Origin of the sequence: Flavobacterium amniphilum (assembly GCF_023634845.1) — a bacterium.
Taxonomy (GTDB): Bacteria; Bacteroidota; Bacteroidia; order Flavobacteriales; family Flavobacteriaceae; genus Flavobacterium; species Flavobacterium amniphilum.
The window spans coordinates 105593-126263 of sequence record NZ_JAMLJL010000009.1 but is presented as its reverse complement, the minus strand read 5'-3'; the positions used below and the strand labels follow the sequence as shown (position 1 = coordinate 126263).

Annotated in this window: 18 protein-coding genes; 10 read left to right on the top strand and 8 right to left on the bottom strand. The window is 41.0% G+C overall.

Translation table 11 applies throughout. From position 1 onward, the window contains the following. Positions 1-435 precede the first annotated feature (435 nt). The 3 genes from NAT51_RS11890 to NAT51_RS11880 form a co-directional block, all read right to left on the bottom strand. Positions 436-1374 (bottom strand): ABC transporter ATP-binding protein, encoded by a 939-nt coding sequence (locus NAT51_RS11890; protein ID WP_250599147.1) that lies wholly within the window; start codon positions 1372-1374, stop codon positions 436-438. An 87-nt stretch (positions 1375-1461) separates the two neighbouring features. Beyond that, positions 1462-2157 (bottom strand): OmpA family protein, encoded by a 696-nt coding sequence (locus NAT51_RS11885; protein ID WP_250599146.1) that lies wholly within the window; start codon positions 2155-2157, stop codon positions 1462-1464. Between the two features lie 7 nt (positions 2158-2164). Then, complete coding sequence (locus NAT51_RS11880; RefSeq protein WP_250599145.1) at positions 2165-2644, bottom strand: lipocalin family protein; 480 nt, start codon at positions 2642-2644, stop codon at positions 2165-2167. A 189-nt stretch (positions 2645-2833) separates the two neighbouring features. Between NAT51_RS11880 and htpG the strand changes: the two genes are divergently transcribed. Next, a complete protein-coding gene (gene htpG / locus NAT51_RS11875) occupies positions 2834-4720 on the top strand; it encodes a molecular chaperone HtpG (RefSeq protein WP_250599144.1) in 1887 nt (628 codons plus the stop codon). A gap of 62 nt (positions 4721-4782) precedes the next feature. Here htpG and NAT51_RS11870 read toward each other — a convergent pair whose 3' ends face one another. The 5 genes from NAT51_RS11870 to NAT51_RS19690 all read right to left on the bottom strand — a co-directional run bounded on the left by NAT51_RS11870 (position 4783) and on the right by NAT51_RS19690 (position 11678). Continuing rightward, positions 4783-6966 carry a TonB-dependent receptor family protein gene (locus NAT51_RS11870; RefSeq protein WP_250599143.1) on the bottom strand — a complete coding sequence of 728 codons (2184 nt, stop codon included), beginning with the start codon at positions 6964-6966 and terminating at the stop codon, positions 4783-4785. A gap of 23 nt (positions 6967-6989) precedes the next feature. Then, positions 6990-7934, bottom strand: a complete 945-nt coding sequence (locus NAT51_RS11865) for a toxin-antitoxin system YwqK family antitoxin (protein WP_250599142.1) — start codon at positions 7932-7934, stop codon at positions 6990-6992. Positions 7935-8013: 79 nt separating this feature from the next. Then, entirely contained in the window at positions 8014-10551 is a 2538-nt protein-coding gene (locus NAT51_RS11860; RefSeq protein ID WP_250599141.1) for a fibronectin type III domain-containing protein, read from the bottom strand. 575 nt (positions 10552-11126) lie between these two features. Beyond that, positions 11127-11333 carry a hypothetical protein gene (locus NAT51_RS11855; protein ID WP_250599140.1) on the bottom strand — a complete coding sequence of 69 codons (207 nt, stop codon included), beginning with the start codon at positions 11331-11333 and terminating at the stop codon, positions 11127-11129. Positions 11334-11546: 213 nt separating this feature from the next. Then, positions 11547-11678, bottom strand: a complete 132-nt coding sequence (locus tag NAT51_RS19690; RefSeq protein ID WP_262921813.1) for a hypothetical protein — start codon at positions 11676-11678, stop codon at positions 11547-11549. A 582-nt stretch (positions 11679-12260) separates the two neighbouring features. Here NAT51_RS19690 and NAT51_RS11850 point away from each other — a divergent pair. The 9 genes from NAT51_RS11850 to NAT51_RS11805 all read left to right on the top strand — a co-directional run bounded on the left by NAT51_RS11850 (position 12261) and on the right by NAT51_RS11805 (position 20605). Next, positions 12261-12665 carry a DUF2721 domain-containing protein gene (locus NAT51_RS11850; RefSeq protein WP_250599139.1) on the top strand — a complete coding sequence of 135 codons (405 nt, stop codon included), beginning with the start codon at positions 12261-12263 and terminating at the stop codon, positions 12663-12665. Between the two features lie 363 nt (positions 12666-13028). After that, the gene (locus NAT51_RS11845; RefSeq protein ID WP_250599138.1) at positions 13029-13823 is read left to right on the top strand and encodes a hypothetical protein; all 795 of its coding nucleotides are present in this window, start codon (positions 13029-13031) and stop codon (positions 13821-13823) included. Positions 13824-14074: 251 nt separating this feature from the next. Further along, on the top strand, positions 14075-15460 hold the full coding sequence (locus NAT51_RS11840) for a DUF1800 domain-containing protein (RefSeq protein ID WP_250599137.1): 1386 nt from the start codon (positions 14075-14077) through the stop codon (positions 15458-15460). Positions 15461-15471: 11 nt separating this feature from the next. Continuing rightward, positions 15472-16638: a DUF1501 domain-containing protein gene (locus NAT51_RS11835; protein WP_250599136.1), complete on the top strand. Its 1167-nt coding sequence runs from the start codon at positions 15472-15474 to the stop codon at positions 16636-16638. Positions 16639-16709: 71 nt separating this feature from the next. Then, positions 16710-17603 (top strand): EamA family transporter, encoded by an 894-nt coding sequence (locus NAT51_RS11830; RefSeq protein ID WP_250599135.1) that lies wholly within the window; start codon positions 16710-16712, stop codon positions 17601-17603. 429 nt (positions 17604-18032) lie between these two features. Then, positions 18033-18737 (top strand): aquaporin Z, encoded by a 705-nt coding sequence (gene aqpZ / locus NAT51_RS11820; protein ID WP_250599133.1) that lies wholly within the window; start codon positions 18033-18035, stop codon positions 18735-18737. A 53-nt stretch (positions 18738-18790) separates the two neighbouring features. Continuing rightward, the gene (locus tag NAT51_RS11815; protein ID WP_250599132.1) at positions 18791-19387 is read left to right on the top strand and encodes an alpha-ketoglutarate-dependent dioxygenase AlkB family protein; all 597 of its coding nucleotides are present in this window, start codon (positions 18791-18793) and stop codon (positions 19385-19387) included. Between the two features lie 37 nt (positions 19388-19424). Continuing rightward, complete coding sequence (locus NAT51_RS11810) at positions 19425-20249, top strand: sterol desaturase family protein (protein WP_250599198.1); 825 nt, start codon at positions 19425-19427, stop codon at positions 20247-20249. A gap of 77 nt (positions 20250-20326) precedes the next feature. After that, positions 20327-20605: a TIGR03643 family protein gene (locus NAT51_RS11805; protein WP_250599131.1), complete on the top strand. Its 279-nt coding sequence runs from the start codon at positions 20327-20329 to the stop codon at positions 20603-20605. Positions 20606-20671 lie beyond the last annotated feature (66 nt).

The window sequence follows — 20671 nt, the reverse complement described above, 5'->3', positions numbered from 1 at the left end:
CCACAAGCAGCAATATTAACTCCACAATAGATAACATTGCCTCCACAAGCAGCAATATTGATTCCACAAGAGACAACATTCACTCCACAAGCAGCAATATTGATTCCACAAGAGACAACATTCACTCCACAATAGACAACATTCGCTCCACAAGCAGCAATATTAGCTCCACAAGAGACAACATTCACTCCACAAACAGCAATATTGATTCCACAAATTCAAACCATAAAAAAAAGCTCCAAACAAATGGACTCCTTTACAACTATCTTATAAATCTCTTTTAAGCACACTAAGGACTAAGCGCTAAGGACTTCTTTACTAATCACTTTTCTCCATAAAAAAAGCCCCAAACAATGGGGCTATTATTATTTTCCTATAGATTTCCTTCAAAGCACACTAAGGACTATGTACTAAAGACTCTTTACTAATTACTAATCACAACCTCTTCACTTCCAAGGCTACATCCAACTGCAATTCCAATTCTCTGTCATGCTGGAAAAACAACGGACGTCCGTTAAAAGCTCCCTTGATCAGATAGTGGTTTCCTTTGAAATAACATTGCTTCACCGTCACTTTCAGCGGGCCTTCTTCGACCACTTTCAATTGGTGCGGATACACTAAAACCGTTTCCGATTTTCCGTCTTTGTTCATCACGAGTTCATTTACTTCCCCGAAAAGAGAAGCAATGTATTTAGATCCCGGGTTTTTATAGATTTCCATCGACGGTGCTTTAACCAGCAACTGACCGTCTTTCATGATCATGGTTTCATCTGAAAAAGAAAGCGCGTCGGTACTGTCATGCGTGGCCACAATAACCGTAATCCCACGGCTTTTCAGATAGGCAAACAAATTACGGCGCAAGGCATTTTTACGGAAGTTATCGATATGACTGAAAGGTTCATCCAGCAACAATACTTCGGGCTCAAGTGCCAATACCCTTGCCAATGCCACACGCTGCTGCTGTCCGCCACTTAATAAATTCACTTTGGTACGGGAATATTCGGCCATTTCGACCAAATCAAGCAATTCCTCGATGCGGAGTCTTTTGATGGCATTGAATGAATTCGACAAATATTTCCCCACACTTTCCCCAGCCGTTTCATACGGCATCAATCCGAAATCCTGAGCCATGAAACGCATGTACGGCATTCCCGGCACCAGATTATATTTCGGTCCGGTCACTAATTTTTCCTGCCATGAAATTTTTCCTTCATCCAGATCATGCAACCCGTAAATCAATTTCAGCAACGTACTTTTTCCACAACCGCTTTCCCCCAGAAGCGCAATATTCTGCCCTTTCTGGATATTGAAACTGATGTTGTGCAAAATGGTTTTCTCGGTGTATCCGAAAGATATATTTTCTACTTGAAGCATATTCAGAATTTAGAATGCAAAGCTACAAAGTTCAACAAACAAAAAAGCCGTTCTAATGAACAGCTTTTTCAACAATTTATACTTTTTTTATTGTCCGGCTTCTTTTTTGGCATCCTGAACCATTTTTTCATTGGCAGTAATGGCAAATTCCACACGGCGGTTCTCGGCACGGCCTGCATCACTCTCGTTTGAAGCGATAGGATCTGCCTCTCCCATTCCGGTGATATTGAAACGGGTTGATTTCAATCCTTTAGCCACTAAATAACCTCTTACCGCATTAGCTCTTTGCTCTGATAAGCTTAGATTATAATTATCTGCTCCTTTGCTGTCCGTATATCCGTAGATTTTGATATCGGTATCAGGATACTCCTTAAAAACCGGAATCAACCTATCCAGATTGGCTTTTGCTTTAGGAGTTAAAGTCGCTTTGTTGAAATCAAAATTCACCGAGTTTTCACCCAATGTCAGTTTGATTCCTTCCCCCACTCTTTCTACTTTGGCACCCGGTAGCGATTCACTGATGCTTCTTGCCTGTCTGTCCATTTTGTTACCGATGACTCCACCAACAACTCCACCGACAACACCGCCTAAAACAGCACCTAAAGCTCCTTTACCGCCTTTACCTAAATTATTTCCCAGGATTCCCCCAAGAACAGCTCCACTCACGGCACCAATAGCGGCACCTTTTTGGGTATTGTTAGCGTTTTTAATGGAATTACAGCTTGACAAGGCCGATCCTAAAAGGAAACTTGCCACAATTCCGTATATGATAGACTTTTTCATGATCGTATTATTTATTTTTTTTGAATTGGTATACTATTTCGGTCATCTTACCCGCTATGTCCACTTTATCCACCAGTTGGAAGGACTCCAGCGATTGGTTTCTAAGCATCAATATATAACCTTCTCTTACTTTACGGGCTTTATCACCGGCATTCAGCATTTTTAACACAAACTGTTGTTCTTTATTGACATACCATTTGATATCAGAGTTAAATTGCAGACAATTTGCCTGTGTCAGTTCCATCTTTCCGGAATCATTGTTCGGGATAAAATCCCAGCGGCTGCCTTCAAAACATTTGGTATCTGCAATTTGAAAAGCATTCACTTTCAACACATTTTCACCCGGGTAATTAACATCTGTCAAAATCCAGCTGCCTTTCAGGGCAGTTTGTGCACGTCGGTCTACAGTAGTAGTGGTTGCCGCATCTTTAACTTTACAACCAAACAGGGATAACATAAGGCTTAAAAGTAAAATCAGTTTTTTCATGATCGAATATATTTGAATTTTATAGTACAAATTTACAACACTCAGCCGAAGTTCTATTATATTATTTTTCTTATTAATTATAAAATCACAATCGGTCAATTTGTCATTAAAGGAAGAATTGGTATTTCTTTTGAAAGAATAGGAAAATATTAAAAGACTAATAAATTTACTAATAAAAATTTAAATACTATGACAACAGGAAAAATTAATGTTTCGGTTGAAAACATCTTTCCCTTAATCAAAAAGTTCTTATACAGTGACCACGAAATCTTCTTACGCGAATTAGTTTCCAATGCGACTGACGCGACACTGAAACTGAAACACCTAACGAACATCGGGGATGCAAAAGTGGAATACGGAAATCCTGTCATTGAAGTAAAAATCGACAAGGAGAACAAAAAACTGCACATCATCGACCAAGGTTTGGGTATGACAGCGGAAGAAGTGGAGAAATACATCAACCAGGTAGCTTTCTCGGGTGCTGAGGAATTCCTTGAAAAGTACAAGGACTCTGCCAAAGATTCAGGTATCATCGGTCACTTCGGATTAGGATTCTACTCGGCTTTTATGGTGGCTTCCAAAGTGGAAATCATTACCAAATCATACAAAGACGAACCGGCAGCACACTGGACCTGCGACGGTAGCCCGGAATTTACTTTGGAACCGCACAGCAAAACAGAAAGAGGTACCGAAATCATCCTGCACATTGCCGATGATTCCCTGGAATTCCTTGAAAACTTCAAAATCAGTGAATTATTAAGCAAATACAATAAATTCATGCCGGTGCCGATTAAATTCGGAACCAGAACAGAAACACTTCCTGTACCGGAAGGTGCTGCTGAAGATGTAAAACCGGAAACCGTTGAAGTAGATAACATCATCAATAACCCGAATCCGGCCTGGACAAAACAACCATCTGATTTGAGTGATGAAGACTACAAGAACTTCTACCGTGAAATGTACCCGATGCAGTTTGACGAACCGCTGTTCAACATTCACCTGAATGTAGACTATCCGTTCAACCTGACCGGTATTTTATATTTCCCGAAACTGGGTGACAACATACAGATCCAAAAGGATAAAATCCAATTGTACCAAAACCAGGTATTCGTAACCGACAACGTAGAAGGTATCGTTCCTGAATTCCTGATGATGCTGAAAGGTGTGGTGGATTCACCGGATATCCCGTTAAACGTATCCCGATCTTACTTACAGGCCGACGGAAATGTGAAGAAGATTTCCAATTACATTACCAAAAAAGTATCGGATAAACTGAAATCCCTGTTCACTGAAAACCGTGAGGATTTTGAAGCCAAATGGAATGATATCAAAATCGTACTGGAATACGGAATGCTTTCGGAGCCCAAATTCTATGAAAAAGCCGGTGCTTTTACACTTTATCCGACTACTGACGGCAAATACTTCACTTTGGAAGAATTGAAAGAAGCCCTTCAGGCAGCACAAACTGATAAAAACGGGAAGTTAGTCGTATTGTATGCTTCAAACAAAGAAGCACAACACAGCTACATTGATATTGCTACCGAAAAAGGATATCAGGTACTTTTACTGGACTCTCCTATCGTTTCCCACTTGATCCAGAAACTGGAAGCCGACAATGAAAACCTGACATTTGCACGTGTGGATGCCGATCATATCGACAAGTTAATCCAGAAAGAAGATACACAAATCTCTAAACTTTCAGACGAACAGAAAGAGACTTTAAAAGGAATCATTGAAAACAGTGTTCCCAAAGAAAACTATACGGTTCAACTGGAGGCAATGGACAGCACTTCGGCACCGTTCATGATCACGCAGCCGGAATTCATGCGCCGTATGAAAGAAATGAGTGCAACAGGCGGCGGTGGAATGTTCGGTATGGGGAATTTCCCGGATATGTTTAACTTAGTGGTGAATACCAATTCTGATTTGGCCGACACTATCTTAAACGCCGAAAGCGAAGACGTAAAATCAGGACTGATCAAACAGGCATTGGATTTAGCGAAACTATCCCAGGGCTTATTGAAAGGGGAAGAACTGACTTCATTCGTGAAACGCGGTTTCGAAACTTTGAAATAATAATCCGAAATACAAAAACAAAACCTGCAGGGAATTCGCTGCAGGTTTTTTTATGCTTAACACTATCTGATTTTCAGGGTTACCGTCCCCGAAAAAGTCCTGCCGTCCGAAGGCCATATTCCCGGCCCGGGATAAAACTGCGGGCGCTTGGTAAAATACTGCCTGTCAAAAATATTACTGGCATTTAATTGTACTTTTATCCAGTCTTTCAATACCAGTGTAAGTCCCAAATCGGTTAAATGATAAGACGGAACAATACCAACGGCTCCTGTGGCTGACGGTGTGGTTGTATTCAGCGGATCAGCATAGTTTTTTGACGTAAAACTATGCAACACCGAAAAACTTACCATACTGTATTTAAATGTCAGTCCGTTACGGGTAATACAGGACGGTACACTTTCCACTTCATTACCGTCTATCGAAACATTGTTATTTCCTGACCGTACCGTGGCATTTCTGTATTGGGCATCCATAAAAGAAGTAGACGTAAACAACGACACCATTGTTCTCCTTCCGGTTAGAAAATCCTTCTGTAAAAACAATTCAACTCCGTTTGTACGCGAATCCCCTATATTGGTCCTGTAAATAATCAGATTCCCGTTACTGTCTGTTTGGGCCAATGTACCCATTCGGTTGTTATAGCGGAGATGAAACAGACTGACATCCCAGCGCAAAAAATTCTTCTTTCCCCTGTACCCAATCTCAGCGGTATACCCTTTGGCATCTTTTAACTCTTTATCGGCTACTTCATAAGTCGAAGCGGGAATAATATCTTTAAAAATAACCGGACGGTAAGACGTGGAACAACCGGTATACAAATTGGCATTCTTATTAACCGTATATTGGGCATTCAACCCGAACAACGGAAAATTGTGTTTTATGGTATTGGGAAGGTTCTCATCCGGATAGTAAACAATTTCTCCGGTCATCTTCGTTTTTCCTATCTCCATCCGGGCTCCGGTATTAAAGGATAACTTACGGCTTACATTCCATTGGTGCTCCGCAAACAGCGCCACATTCTGTGTCTTAAAATGGAGGTTCCTGCCCCAGCCCGGCGTAACAAGGGTCAAATCATATCCGGTTCCGGTAGTGCCCTTTCCTAACTGTCTTCTGTGCAAATCATTGTTCATGTATTGAACACCGGCCGAAAAAGCATTTCTCCTTTTTCCTGACACATAAGAATGCAGCAACCGCAATTCATTGGTATAACTGTTGAAACGGTCAATATCCACCTGACGGTTGGCATATTGCAGCGTTACCGGATCAATGGCATCTTCAACCGTAGCGGGTTTATCAAACATAACACTACTGCGGGTCCCCAAAACAGCCGAAGAGGTAAACTGCAGCCTGGTATCCTTCGAAATCTCCCAATTGGCGGTCAGGGAAGGAATATGAATGTCCGGACTGTAGTAATTTCTCGAACGGGTTGCTTTCCTCGGATTGGAATGAAACATAGCATCGGTCAAAGGTCCCGGCAGATGTGCTCTATACATCGAGTGTGTCCACTCCAGCTTCACATTGATATTTTTGGAGAAGTCATAAAACAAACTCACGGCTTCCGAATCATATTTCGAATCGCCATTATCCCTGTACCCTGAAATTTGCTTTTTATTGGCCCAGACCATGTACCTGAAATTGCCTTTCCTTCCCGAAACACTGTTGAAAGCACTTACGAGTCCGTTCGAGCCTCCCGTATTGATACTCTCAAAGGAAAAAACACCCAGAGTATCCGGTTTTTTGGCCACATAATTCAGCATTCCGCCAAATTGCGCCCCGTACTGCAATGCTCCAGTTCCCCTCACCATTTCAATACATTCAACAGCTTCCATCGGGATGTTATAGTGACTGGCCGGATAACCGTACATATCGGAATTGGTGATGATACCATCTTTCCTGATATTCATTTCCCAACTCCTGTGTGCATCCAGACCACGCGTGGAGATGTTCACCTGGTTTCCGGTTCCGTCCATGTCGTATACAAACACACCGGGCACTTTGGCAAAAATCTGTCTCCCCTGTTTCTCGGTCAGTGAGACGTTTTTATTGGCCATTTCGATTACTTCGTTTTTCTTGCCCGAATAAATAAAAGTTCCTGCTATCGAATCAAGCCGTCTGATATCCTGCACGGCATAACCGCCTTTTATCGCGACCGAATTAAGATGTTTGGTTTTAGTACTGTCAGAATGTGACTGTGATAAACCGATTAAAGGCAGGAACGCAACAAGAAAAACTAATATTCTTTTCATTTTATTTTAAATACAACAAATAACTAATACTGAAGGTAACTTTTAGGCTGCACAAATTCTCTTTTGGCCAATATCTTACCATTTTCATCATAAAATTTCCATTTTCCGGCTTGCTGTCCCATATAATACGCTCCTTTTTCTTTTTTCTTTCCGTTTTCATAATAAAGGATCCAACTGCCATTTGGCAGGTCTTTCTCAAAACTTCCTTCTGAAGCTGTCTTGCCGTTCTCAAAATAAAAAACATACTCTCCCTGCTTTTCCCCATCCATATAACGGGCCACTTCTTTTACATTTCCGTTTGCATAAAACGAATTCCACAAGCCGGTTTTCATTCCGCCTTTGTAAAATTGTTCGGCCAGTACTTTTCCGTTTTCATCAAAAATATACCAGGCTCCGGTTTTGGCATCACGCTCAAAAACACCTTTTTCTTTAATCGTTCCGTTTTGATGGTACGTAACTGCTTCTCCTTGCTGCATATCGTTTTCATAGTGTACCTCAAAAAGCAATTCCCCGCTTTCATACCACTTTTTCCAGTGTCCTGTTTTAGTGTATTCCTTATGGTATTCTTCCCGGAACGGTTTGCCATTCGGATAATATTCGACCGCCTTTCCGTACAATATACCATCATCAAAGTTCTTTTCAGACTGCAGGGTTCCGTCTTCATAATAACTCTTGAACACACCGCTTTCCTTGTTTCTTTCATAATTCCCTTCGGTACATTTCACACCATTGGCATACCACGAAATATAAGGACCATGCAGCATATCGTTTACATACATTCCTTCCGATGCTTTTTTCCCGTTGGGATGAAAGGTAACCCTGATCCCGTCAGTTTTATGAAATTCGGATAAGCTTCTCTCGCTTAAACCGGTTTCGGCTTCAACCAGGAGCATACTGCTTTTTTGGGCATTCATCCCTAAACTACTGATTAAGAAGACCGAAAATAGTATTTTTTTAATTGGTATCATACTGTAAATATTTATAATTCAAAAAAACAGAACCGTAAGGCTGCATATACCCACGGCTCTGCTTTCAGGAAATAACGTTTTATAATTTTGAAGTGATTACGGTATGGAAGGTTTCCTTATTTCCTTCATAACTAAGGGAAACAATATACATGCCCGGACTTAATTTATCATTGATGTTCCAGGCTATACTTTGTTTACCCATAGCCAGATTCCCTTTGAATATCGTCGCCAGCTTTTTGCCTGACATATCGGTCAGTTCAACCCTTACATCATCTGATGAAACAGGTAGCTCAAATGATATGGCTGCCTGTGACTGGGCCGGATTAGGGAATACTTTCAGCTTTTCTTTTTCTGCCGTTTCAAATTCTTTGGTACTGAGTGCCTGATTGTACACAACTGCTTTTTCAGTTGACCACGAACTCCACTTCAGGTTTTCGTCACGGTAACGGACTCTGTAATAATACGTTTGCCCCGTTGTCAGGCCATAAGTGGAAGCATTCAGTTTAGATATGTTCAGGCTGGCGTTTTTATTGATCGGCGTGTAATTTGGCGCTCTGGTATCGTCATAAATATTATACTTATCCTGCTCCTTGTTGATTAACGGATTAGTATAATTCCCTGAAGTCGCTGTAACCTGGAAATGACAGGTTTGGGCGGCATCTGTTCCTATCATCGGGGAAGCTACAAGTGTTGTCTGGTTTTCGATACCGGTAGCCGTTGGTGTAGCCGGCTTGGGTTGGTTTAAATTCAAATGGAATTCATCAATCAGTTCGTTCACAACCGGACGGTTACTGTTCCCGAAGCTATAAGTCTTGGCATTGAAGGATTTGTTGTCCACATCGATATCAACCAATGTCCAGGAAAACACATCACGGCTGACTTTAATTTCGGGATAATCGGTCTGGTTGCCGTACATACCCCAACGGTCAAGTGCCGAACCTGCCCCACCCGACAACTCCAGGTACATGTCATGGGTACCGCTGGTAATATCGGTCACACCTCTTTCGTAATTATGCGAATGACCATAAGCCAGTAACGCATTTTTAGGGTATTGCTTCAATTTAGGCAATATGCTGTTCTGTACAAAAACTTCATTGCCATCAGGCCATATTTCACTGTGACCCGGATGGTGTAAAAAGGAGAATACGAAATCAATATCGGTATTGGTATTGGATTCCTGTAAACGGCCATCAATCCAGTTGATCTGGTCGCTTAATTTATAGCCTGAATTTCCGTTAACGGCCAGAATCTGGGTATTCCCGTAGATATAATTGTAAAACTTCTCATTATAGGAATGGCCTACAGGATAACCATTAGTCAATTCTTCATACTTCATGTACTTGTAAAAGTTGGAAGAATCGCCTTCGTGGTTCCCGATACTGATCATCGACGGAATGGAAGCTGTCAATGGGGCAAATGGTGTGAAATATTCGTCGGTATACTGACTGATGACAGATCCGGTAGTCACAACATCACCACAATTTAAAATCAAATCTACCGAGTTATGGAAATTGGCGCCGTATAATTCGACCAACTTGCTTTTAATCTGCAATACGTTCTGGGTGGTTTTCGCCACATCGGTACGGTTATCACCCAACAATACCATGCGGATATGCTGACCCGGTGTGCTTCGCAAGGCAGGTGTTCTGAAAACATTCACTGCCGAAGCCGTTGTTCCGTTATAACACTGGTAAAAATATTCAGTATCCGGCTGTAAGCCTGTTAATTTAACAGTGTGCCAATAGTAACTGGCTGTTGAATTGATTCTTTCCCAGGTTCCGGTAATGCTTTGGTTCAGATTCGTACTGCTGGTGCCAAATTTCACTACCGGGTTTTGTGCCGTATTGGTGGAATGCCACGAAACATAGACCGAATTAGGCGTTGCGGTCTGCAAATACGGATTCATACCGCCTGCCACCGGTGCCGGTGTATGACCGTAACCACCAATCGTTGCGACCTCAGCAGCGGTCAAAGGTCTGTTGAATACGCCAATCGAAGCGACATCCATCTGATTGTCTTCGCCATTATCATCGGCCAATAATAACAATAACGGATCTAAAGCATACCGCCCGTTCAATGAGTTAGGCTGTCCCGGATTCCATAACTGGCCGTCGATATACATTTTGATTTCAGAACCTACATCGGCTGTAAGCACTAACCGGTACCATTCATTGGGCAAAACCGCCGAATTGGAGTACGTCAGGGCTGAAACCCCAATCTTCCCTGACGGATTAATAAATAAATCCCCATCATTGGAATTGCCCTGATTGGTTTGCATAAAGCTGTAATATTGTCCGGTGGAAGGGATCTTAAAGTCGATCATCACCGAATATTTATTGGCATAACTCTGCCCGTAATTCGGAACATTATGGGTACATTTCAGATAATTCCCAAGGGTCTTGCGGAGGGCTAAGTTGTTTGCCGAAGGTCCCGCAACCTGAGTAAAGGTTCCCTGTGGGGTAAGATTGGTTCCCACCTGCGCCTGCATCAAATTGGCACTGTTTTCAAAATCCCAGTATCCGGTCAGGATTCCCGCCCAATTCCCCGGTACAAAAGTGGTTTGGCCCATTACTACCCCTGAACCCAGTAATAGTAATGCAACAATTGTTTTTTTCATTTCAGTCAGTTTTAGTTCGTTTGCCTGCAAATATTTGTATTTTATTTTAACACAATATTTCCTATACAATATAATAAACCAAACATAACTTTTTAGATACATTCCAATTGGTTTTCAACAACTTACAAACAATGTTGTTAATTTTGAGGTAACGTTGGGTTTGGGTTGAAACCTTTATTCCCAGCACTTCACATTTGAGAACTGTGTTATTTTACTGAATTTGATTTTCTGGATGACACTCAACACACCCGAAAGCTAACTTACTGATTATTAAATAAAACAATTAATCAAGTCCTTTTCATTTTATTTAGTGTATATTTACACTATCTGAATAATTGATGGTTAATCTTTCTGGTTATTTTGGTCTTTAAAGAGCGTGCAATTTGGTTAGCATGCTCTTTTTGGTTTATAAGAATTCCTGAAATTATTCCATAGATGGCCCTTCGCTACCGCGCGAATCCCTTCGCGTGGTTCAATAATTTAAATTTTCTGCTAAAACCGGACATTATTGCCTTCGCTACCGCGCGAATCCCTTCGCGTGGCTTCAATAATTCAAACTTTTCATTTATTTTCTGCTAAAACCGGACATTATTGCGTACCACTAAATAAACTACTGTTCCGGCAAAAAGCAAGCTTATAAAATACCCTGTCCAAGCATTCCTGCTTTCATATCCGTCAGCTAACTGATCAATCAGTTTTCCCTTAAATCCTTTTAAAACCCAAAAGAAAAAACCGCCTGTCCAAATACAAGTCAGTTTTACTGCAAAAGGTTCTTTAGCCATTTTTATTTTTTTTCCTGTGCAACAATACTTTTAATAACAACTTAACCAGAATAATGCAAAAGAAAAAAATAACTGCCTCGCTACCGCGCGAATCCCTTCGCGTGGCTTCAATAATTCAAACTTTTCATTTATTTTCTGCTAAAACCGGACATTATTGCGTACCACTAAATAAACTACTGTTCCGGCAAAAAGCAAGCTTATAAAATACCCGGTCTAGGCATTCCTGCTTTCATGTTCTTCTGCAAACTGATGAGTCAGTTTTCCCTTAAATCCTTTTAAAATCCAGAAGAAAAAACCGCCTGTCCAAATACAAGTGAGCTTTACTGCAAAAGGTTCTTTAGCCATTTTTATTTTTTTTACTCTGTAACAAATCTGATGGCGCGGAGTTACTTCGTCAGTTCGCTGCGCTCGAGTGTAATCCGTGCCAAAACAAATCTAATGAAAAAGGATAAACAATCCCAAAACTGTCTTAATTCATCTTCAACCCTTCCTCTTTCCGTTCAATATACCACCTCTATAAGTTAGGGTTGACCCATACTTAACCCATACTTAACCCATACCAAAGCCATACCAAAGCCATACCAAAGCCATACCAAAGCCATACTAAAGCCATACTAAAGCCATACTAAAGCCATACTAAAGCCATACTAAAGCCATATCAAAGTAGTATCAAAGTAAGGGTTGACCCGTACTTGACCCGTATCAAAGTGCTATATAAGTGTTGTGTAAGTATGATGCAAGTATAATCAGATGGTCAGATCATTTGATTGTTCGATTATTAGACTTCCAGGAGATTTAAGCCCCATCCCAACGAACTTTCAAACATTCAACATACTAACTTTATAAACTTCTTTCATTCTTTCAACTCATAACTCATAACTCATAATTCTTTAACTTTATAACATTCCAACTTTATAACATCACAACATGACACTATCCATCGAAACCCCGGCCCTGCTGTTCTCTGCCACTTCGCTCATTTTACTGGCGTACACCAACCGCTTTCTCACCATTGCCCAAATCATCCGTAGTCTCAAAAAGAACTACCAGGAAGCACACAACAAGTCCATCCTTCTGGAAATCCACAACCTCAACAAAAGGCTTACTCTCATTCGCTTCATGCAGCTCATGGGCGTTTTATGCCTGTTCCTGTCGGTATTCGCCATGCTGCTCATGTTCATCAACCTGCAAAACATCGCCATTTACCTCTTTGGGCTCAGCATGTTCTGCCTGCTGATTTCATTGGCCATCTCCTTCTGGGAAATAAGCATCTCCGTCAACGCTTTAAGAGTCCACTTAAGTGACCTCGAAGAATACACTAAGAACGATTGATTGTTTGCTTAGATAATTGGATTGTCCGATTATTCAATTATTGGAATTTCCCTCCCGTCAAAGACATACGATAGCCCCAACTCCGACCTCATAGCATAATCCGTAAAAAACAACGAAGGATATAGCGGCAACAACCCGCGTAGCCGAGGAGGCACGACGAGCGGTTCGGGTTGTGGAGCGGAATCCTGAGGTAGTTTTTAGGATTGTGATATGCAGTCTTGATCTTTTGTTTCTTTTGCATCAAGGCAAAAGAAAAGAAAGTAGCCGTATCCCGTTGCAAACGGGATGTAGGTAAAAAAACAAAAACGAATTAAACCATTTCCCACAACTCAAGTCTTACTATCAAATCAAAAAAATAAAACCATGAAAAAGTATCTCGCCTCTCTACTGGTTGTCTTTGGAACAACAGTAACCTTAGCCCAGGACAATGACGCACCTGAATATTCAGGAGATGACTTCAGCCTTGAAGGAGCCGTTGCCCTGTTCAAAAAAGCCAATACACTGGAACAATTTGAGGAAGCCCTCAATAATGAAAACAACGACGTTAACAATTTAGACCTCAACAACGACGGTGACATCGATTACATCACGGTGGAGGACGTCATTGAAAACGACAAACACATCATAGTACTCACGGCTCTTCTGGGTGATAACGACAAGCAGGATATAGCCACCATTGCCATTGAAAAGACAGGTAAAGAGGAAGCCCAACTCCAAATCATCGGTGATGAGGACCTATACCCCGATAACACCATCGCCGAACCTTTCGACACTAATGACACTATGGATAAAACCCAAAAAGGCCCTGCCATGCCCGAAATCATGACTACACGCATTGTTGTAAATGTATGGGGATGGCCTACCGTTCGTTTTATCTACGCTCCAGGCTACAGGGTATGGGTGTCCCCGGTTCGCTGGAGAGTATACCCACGCTGGTGGAGACCTTGGAGACCCATGCGTCACACCATCTTCGTTAGCCGTTGCCATGTACACAAAGTATACGTTCACCGCACTCCTGTCCGTAGGGTAACTGTTCACAAAACCTATGGCCCACGCAGACATTCATCCACTATGGTTGTAAAAGGTAAAAGAGGGACTACCGTTGTACACAAAGGAAGAAGAGGAAATGTAAAAGCCGTAAGAGTCAGAAGAAGATAAATCGATTGTCAGATTATTAGACCTTTTAGATTTTTTAGATTTTTTAGATTTTTTAGATTTTTTAGAACCTTAAATCCTTTAATTCTGTCAATTAACTATCTCTAACGGAGGCTGAGGCTCTCGAAGCCACAATCTTTTAATCTAACTTTACAAACCTTCAAACTGATTACTAGTTATTCTTTATTGTTCTAACTCAATTTTTAAGTAGAGGCCACTAAGGACTAATCACTAGTCACTAATCACTCATCACTATGAACAAGTCGTCCCTTTGGTCATTGCGCCTGGGTTTTTCAAATGAACAATCCGCCGCTATAGAAAACATGGGTTTGGAAAAATTCCTGGCCCAGTCTTTCAGTACTCCTGTTGACAATAGCATTCCTTCGTTTCTGGAGGAAAGCCCAAAGTCAATCAAGGAATTAAAAGGCATGCGCAAGAACCTCAAAGAATCAGATCCTGAAGCGGCAAAGAAACTCCTCAACCAGGAGATTAAGGTTTCAGTGACCATGAAGTCCTGGTGGCTTGAGAAGATGAGTGGTGAGCAATTTCCCTTACGAGAGAAGATGACCTGCTTCTGGCACAACCATTATGTATCTACGTTCCAGAAAGTGAAAGTCAACCATTGGGTATTCCAACACAATCAGTTATTACGGAAGAACGCCTTTGGTAATTTCAGGGAGTTAACCAAAGAAGTAATTAAAACAAACGCCATGGTGCGCTACCTGGACAATGTCGATAACAGAAGTAACAAAATCAATGAGAACCTCAGCCGGGAATTACTTGAACTGTTCACGCTGGGCATTGGCAATTACACCGAAGCTGATATCCAAAACGGTGCAAAAGCACTGGCCGGTTTAGGTATTGGGGAAGACAATGCCATGTACCGCCCTGTTTTCGAGAACAATGAAACTATTACCTACCTCGGCCAAAACGGTAAGTTCAAAGCCGATGACCTGGTAGACATTATTTTCAAACAGAAGAACGTTCCTTATTTCCTTACGCGTAAAATCCTGCAGTGGTTCATCTATGACAATCCGCCAAAGGAATTGGTTACCTACTATGGTGATTATTTCCGTCAGGTAGACTTCGAAATCAAACCTTTACTGACAAAAATCTTCACCGAAGAATATGCTAAAGACAATGCCGGCTCTAAAATCAAAAACCCACTGGAATACAGCTTGCATCTTATCGCTGAACTCAATATCAAATTGCCCAACTATCAGGTACTGTCCTTTTTCCTGAAAGAACAGGGCATGGATTTGTTCAACCAGCCCAATGTAAAGGGCTGGGAAGGAGGTAAGGCATGGCTCACGTCCCAAATCTACCTGCAGCGCAACAATGTATCCGACTTGTTCTGCAACGGTAAAACCATCAACCGCAGAATCCTGAAGGGTGATGCTGAAGCTAATAATGCCATGGTACAAAATATCCCCATCCAACTTGACTGGAAAGGTAAAACCAACAAGGAGATCATTAAAAACCTCACGGACAGGCTGCTTTTTGAAGTAGACGACAACACACAGAAGGATTTTGAAACCATTCTGAAATATGACTTCAATCCCGATGAAGCGAATGCCAATCAGGCTGTATTAAGACTTTTCAATGCCATTACCAAAACACCCGAATTCCAGTTAATCTAAAACATACCGCCATGAACAGAAGAAGTTTTTTATCGTTAACAGGAACCCTCACAGGAGGTGCTTTGCTCCTCCCCGATTTCCTGTTGGCTTACGGCTCACAGTCGAATCTTGTCATTGGGGAACAATGCTTGGTTTTTATCCAACTCAACGGTGGCAACGACGGACTTAATACGCTTGTGCCCATAGAAGATGCTGCCTATTTTTATAACCGTCCAAAGATTGCCTTGTCCAAAGATGAGGTCATCGGCAAGAACAAAGGCATGGCTTTTCATCCGGCCTTAAAAAGCTTTGCACAGATACAACAAAACGGGCATTTAACGGTCATACAAAATGTAGGCTACCCGGAACCGAACCGCTCCCACTTCAGAAGCCAGGAAATCTGGCAAACGGCATCGGCTTCTAACCAATATACCAACAATGGCTGGTTAGGCCGCTATTTGGATTTCCAATGCAATGAACACAACCCTACCGCCGGTATTAACATTGACAACATTGATAACTTAGCCCTCAAAGGAGAAGAACCCAATGCCATAACGGTTAAAGACCCTAACCGATTCAAGGTAAAACAGTCTGACGATGACCGGATCAAACTCTCTGACAATCCCCAACTGGATTTTGTCCGTAAAATAGCCGGCTCGGTTACAGAAGGTGCTGAAGAAATACAAAAGGCTTTATCCCAATCCAAACAGGAATTGTCGTACCCTAAAACAGGATTGTCCAAAAACCTGGAATGGATTGCCCGCTTAATCAAAGGGAACCTGAACTCAAAGGTATATTACACTTCGCTTGGTGGTTTTGATACCCATGACAACCAATTGGCCATCCATAAAAACAAACTCACCGAACTGAATGATGCCGTATTTTCCTTTTACTCCGATTTAAAAACAGCCAATGCACTCCAAAATGTAACCATTGTCATATTCTCAGAATTCGGAAGAAGGGTCAAAGACAACGGCAACGGTACTGATCACGGTACTGCAGCTCCGATGTTCATTATTGGCGGTAACGGTACTGGCAAAATCATCGGTAACAATCCGGACCTGAACAATCTGGATAGCGGAGACTTACGATTCGAAACCGATTTCCGTAGCGTTTACGCCAGTTTACTTCAGGATAAACTGCAATTTGATTACCGGAAAATAGGCATTACAAACCAGCCGTTGAAAGGCCTGTTTTAAAAAAACTGCCATAATTTGCCTTAAAACTCATAACTATAGACTATATTTGCCGGCTTTTTAAAAATGAAAAAATGACAAATAATAGTATGTTAAAAGGAGTTTTCCTTGTGGGATTAGGTGCAACGAGTTATGGTATGTTAGCTACTTTTGTAAAGCTGGCATATGGGGAAAATTTCACTACTGCTGAGGTAACTTCATCACAATTTATATTAGGGATTTTAGGCATGTTGATCATCAACGGCCTACAGAAATTCAAAAAGAAAGAAGCGGTTGTAAAAGCTACTCCCAAAAACATTTTCCATTTAATGTTAGCCGGTACTTCTTTGGGAATGACCAGTGTTTTTTATTACCTGGCCGTAAAATACATTCCGGTTTCAATCGGTATCGTATTATTAATGCAAACCGTTTGGATGGGTGTATTATTGGAATGGTTCCTGGATAAGAAAGCACCTTCCATGCAGAAAATCATTTCGGTATTGATTGTATTGGTTGGTACGGCTTTGGCTACTAATTTATTGAACAGTTCTATTGAATTGGATTGGAGAGGTGTCATGTGGGGACTATTGGCAGCTTCATCATTCACGACAACCATGTTTACCGCTAACCGTATTGCATTGGGCATTTCATCGGCACAACGCAGTTTATATATGCTTTTGGGTGGTGCCGTTATTGTGTTCGGTTTTTCAATCGCTACACAGGTAACGCCTTTCAACATGGAAATCTTCAGCAAATGGGGAATTATTCTGGCTTTATTTGGCACAATCATTCCTCCTATTTTGATGAACGCCGGTTTCCCTTACACAGGCATCGGATTGGGAAGTATCGTCTCTTCACTGGAATTACCGGTTTCGGTAATGATGGCATTCATGATCTTGAATGAAACGGTTATTTTCTCACAATGGGTAGGTATCTTTTTAATTATCCTTGCCATTATCATCATGAATATTCAGTTCAGAAAAAGATAATAAATCTTCTTTATACAATTTTTTTTAGGTAAATTCGTAAGAAATATCTTCCCTTATGAGTTTACCTTTGCATTTATATGGAATGGCTCTGCTTTACATTATAGCAGGTTTTAACCATTTCAGAAGTCCGAAAGTCTACCTCAAAATAATCCCTCCTTATTTTTCAAACCCTAAGGCAATAAACACCATCAGCGGTCTTGCCGAAATTATTTTAGGGGTCGGGCTATGCATTCCCTCTCTGTCAAAATACGCAGCCTGGGGAATAATCATATTACTCATAGCCATTTTTCCGGCTAATCTATACATGTTCCAAAACGACAAAGCCAGCCTGGGAGTTCCAAAATGGCTTCGGCTAATACGGCTGCCTTTACAGGTAGCTCTTATCTTTTGGGCCTATTTATATACCTGATAACCACTAAACTTTTTAATATGAAAAATTTATTAGCAGAATTTTTTGGAACCTTCTGGTTAGTATTTTGTGGATGCGGAAGCGCATTATTCGCAGCAGGAATCCCTGACCTCGGAATTGGTTTCGCCGGCGTATCACTCGCTTTCGGTTTAACAGTATTAACCATGGCTTACGCAGTTGGCCATATTTCCGGAGGACATTTCAATCCGGCCGTTTCATTAGGTCTTTGGGCAGGCGGAAGATTCGACGCAAAAGACTTACTGCCATACATTGTCGCTCAATGTATTGGTGCAATAGCAGCTGCCGGTATTTTATATCTGATTTTATCAGGAAAAGAAGGTTTCGCAATCGACAACACAAAAGCCGGCGCATTTGCCTCAAACGGGTATGGTACCTTTTCACCCGATGGTTACTCACTTGTTTCTGCCTTTATCACCGAATTTGTACTGACATTATTTTTCCTTCTTATTATTTTAGGCTCAACTGACCGCTTCGCAAATGCTAAATTTGCCGGTGTGGCCATTGGTTTGGGACTAACCCTGATCCATTTGGTAAGTATCCCGATCACTAATACTTCCGTAAATCCGGCCCGCTCTTTATCACAGGCTATTTTTGCCGGAGGGGAACCACTAATGCAGGTTTGGCTGTTCTGGGTAGCTCCCATAACAGGAGCTATAGTGGCAGGCTTTATCTACAAAACCACATTCGAAACAAAAGCGGAATAAATAAAAGTATACAGCAAAGCGATGGATTCCATCGCTTTGTTTATTTTTGAACCATGAGCTTATTCCCCGAAGAAAATATCATATTCAACCTGCCTGATGCAGAGATTGTATATTATCCTGCATTTCTGGACTTGGCTGTTGCCAATGATTTGTTCCAAAAAATACTGCAGGAAACACCTTGGCAGCAGGATGACATAACGGTTTTTGGCAAAACACATCCGCAACCACGTCTTACCTGTTTATACGGTAACGAAGGAAAGCCCTATGGTTATTCAAATATTGTGATGCAACCCCATCAATGGACACCCACCATTATGTACATCAAAGAAGAGGTGGAAAAAATCATCCCGGATAATTTCACTACAGTATTAGCTAATTTATACCGCAACGGTCAGGACAGCAACGGATGGCATTCGGACAATGAAAAGGAACTGGGCAGAAATCCTGTCATTGCTTCGGTAAGTTTAGGCGCCGAAAGGATGTTCCAACTCAAACACAACACATTGGAAACCAAACAAAATATTACTTTAGAACACGGAAGTCTGCTGATAATGAAAGGAACAACCCAGCATTTCTGGAAACATCAAATCCCTAAAACAAAATCAAATGTTGGCCCCAGAATCAATCTGACTTTTAGGATAATCAAATAGTTTTTTTAGTACATTTGGGAAAACGACCCAAATTATGATTAACGAAATTATCAATTATTTCCAAACCATACCTTCATCGCACCGCAGCGCAATATTGATTGGCGGTATTGCTTTATTCTGGTTTATTGAAAGTGGTATTCCACTATTTAAATTCAAATACCATAAATGGAACCATGCACTCATTAACTTCTTTTTTACAGCCACGACTATTGTAATCAATTTCTCATTGGCTATTTTACTGTTTAAAAGTGCCGAATGGGCTGCAGATCATCAATTCGGACTGATTTACTGGCTGCATCTTGATAATTTGTGGCTACAGGCTATTATCGGATTATTATTTATGGACCTGATTGGTGCCTACACAGCACATTTGGTACAGCATAAAACCAAACCGTTATGGCGTTATCATTTAATTCACCATACCGATACCTGGATCGATACAACAACTGCTAACCGTCATCATCCGGGCGAAAGTGTTATCCGTTTTATCTTTACTGTATTGGCAATTTTAATTGTGGGCGCACCTATATGGCTTTTCTTTTTATACCAATCGCTTTCAGTATTCTTATCCCAGTTTAACCATGCCAATATGAGAATGCCCAAAAAACTGGACAAATGGATCAGCTACCTGATTGTATCACCTGATATGCATAAAATACACCATCATTACCAACTTCCGTATACCGACAGCAATTATGGAAACATTTTCTCAATATGGGATCGTTTATTCGGTACGTTTATGGTAATGCCGAGAGAAAAATTAATCTATGGTGTTGATACTCACATGAAACAGGAAGAAAATAACAAGTTAAGCAATTTATTAAGAATTCCCTTTCAGAAATATCGTAATCCGGAAGCATAAAAATTTTTTTTCCTGATCATTTTTTAGTAATATTGGTATAAGTATTGCACAGGTTTATTTGAATTAACGTTTTATAAATGAGAAAAAGTAAAATAGCTGATTTAGACAGAGAAACTTTAGAAAGACTAGTCAGTGTGGCACAGGAAGAACGAAAACCCTTTGAAGTAATTAAGGAAGAATTTGGTATTACTGAAAACGAGGTAACTGAGTTGATGCGGAAACGCTTACCCAAAGACAAATTTGAACTTTGGAAAAAGAAGGTCACGGCTTCAAAACCAAAACCAAAACAAGTCAACATTGATGACTTTGATGAAGACCTGGATGGAAAATATTATTTAAAGAATAAATTTGATTAAATGTTAAACTCCTGCTAAAATCAGGAGTTTTTTTGTAACAAAAAACAAAAAACAACTACAAATACT

Excerpts from the sequence above, each read along its gene's own strand:
- NAT51_RS11890 (WP_250599147.1), bottom strand. The coding sequence starts at position 1,374 with ATGCTTCAAGTAGAAAATATATCTTTCGGATACACCGAGAAAACCATT.
- NAT51_RS11885 (WP_250599146.1), bottom strand. The coding sequence starts at position 2,157 with ATGAAAAAGTCTATCATATACGGAATTGTGGCAAGTTTCCTTTTAGGA.
- NAT51_RS11880 (WP_250599145.1), bottom strand. The coding sequence starts at position 2,644 with ATGAAAAAACTGATTTTACTTTTAAGCCTTATGTTATCCCTGTTTGGT.
- htpG (WP_250599144.1), top strand. The coding sequence starts at position 2,834 with ATGACAACAGGAAAAATTAATGTTTCGGTTGAAAACATCTTTCCCTTA.
- NAT51_RS11870 (WP_250599143.1), bottom strand. The coding sequence starts at position 6,966 with ATGAAAAGAATATTAGTTTTTCTTGTTGCGTTCCTGCCTTTAATCGGT.
- NAT51_RS11865 (WP_250599142.1), bottom strand. The coding sequence starts at position 7,934 with ATGATACCAATTAAAAAAATACTATTTTCGGTCTTCTTAATCAGTAGT.
- NAT51_RS11860 (WP_250599141.1), bottom strand. The coding sequence starts at position 10,551 with ATGAAAAAAACAATTGTTGCATTACTATTACTGGGTTCAGGGGTAGTA.
- NAT51_RS11855 (WP_250599140.1), bottom strand. The coding sequence starts at position 11,333 with ATGGCTAAAGAACCTTTTGCAGTAAAACTGACTTGTATTTGGACAGGC.
- NAT51_RS19690 (WP_262921813.1), bottom strand. The coding sequence starts at position 11,678 with ATGGCTAAAGAACCTTTTGCAGTAAAGCTCACTTGTATTTGGACAGGC.
- NAT51_RS11850 (WP_250599139.1), top strand. The coding sequence starts at position 12,261 with ATGACACTATCCATCGAAACCCCGGCCCTGCTGTTCTCTGCCACTTCG.
- NAT51_RS11845 (WP_250599138.1), top strand. The coding sequence starts at position 13,029 with ATGAAAAAGTATCTCGCCTCTCTACTGGTTGTCTTTGGAACAACAGTA.
- NAT51_RS11840 (WP_250599137.1), top strand. The coding sequence starts at position 14,075 with ATGAACAAGTCGTCCCTTTGGTCATTGCGCCTGGGTTTTTCAAATGAA.
- NAT51_RS11835 (WP_250599136.1), top strand. The coding sequence starts at position 15,472 with ATGAACAGAAGAAGTTTTTTATCGTTAACAGGAACCCTCACAGGAGGT.
- NAT51_RS11830 (WP_250599135.1), top strand. The coding sequence starts at position 16,710 with ATGACAAATAATAGTATGTTAAAAGGAGTTTTCCTTGTGGGATTAGGT.
- aqpZ (WP_250599133.1), top strand. The coding sequence starts at position 18,033 with ATGAAAAATTTATTAGCAGAATTTTTTGGAACCTTCTGGTTAGTATTT.
- NAT51_RS11815 (WP_250599132.1), top strand. The coding sequence starts at position 18,791 with ATGAGCTTATTCCCCGAAGAAAATATCATATTCAACCTGCCTGATGCA.
- NAT51_RS11805 (WP_250599131.1), top strand. The coding sequence starts at position 20,327 with ATGAGAAAAAGTAAAATAGCTGATTTAGACAGAGAAACTTTAGAAAGA.